The organism is Paraburkholderia sp. SIMBA_027 (genome assembly GCF_046535315.1).
Taxonomy (GTDB): Bacteria; Pseudomonadota; Gammaproteobacteria; order Burkholderiales; family Burkholderiaceae; genus Paraburkholderia; species Paraburkholderia tropica.
In genome coordinates this window covers 1-229 of sequence record NZ_JAWRWY010001752.1, presented here as the reverse complement: position 1 = coordinate 229, position 229 = coordinate 1, and the positions used below count along the sequence as shown (strand labels likewise).

1 protein-coding gene is annotated in these 229 nt (G+C 67.2%); it reads right to left on the bottom strand.

Features of this window, described 5'->3' with window-relative positions:
• Positions 1–217, bottom strand: a 217-nt coding sequence (locus SB764_RS45170; RefSeq protein WP_410867459.1) for a dihydropteroate synthase, incomplete at its 3' end; no start/stop codon positions are given.
• Positions 218–229 lie beyond the last annotated feature (12 nt).

The following is a 229-nucleotide window of genomic DNA, read 5'->3' as shown; positions in this document are numbered from 1 at the left end:
GCTCGGCCTGGCGCAGCGCATCGTCGCGCGCGAGGAAGCGGCCGCCGTCGGAAAACGAATCGGGGGTTGCGTTGAGGATGCCCATCACGAGCGGGCGTTCGAACGTCAGCGAGAAGCGGCCGCACTGGAGCGGCGCGGGGATGAACGCGGAAACAGCGGAATCGGACACGGGCGGGAGGCGTTGATGAATGCAAAACGGGCCGGTGTGAAGCCACACCAGCCCGTGAAC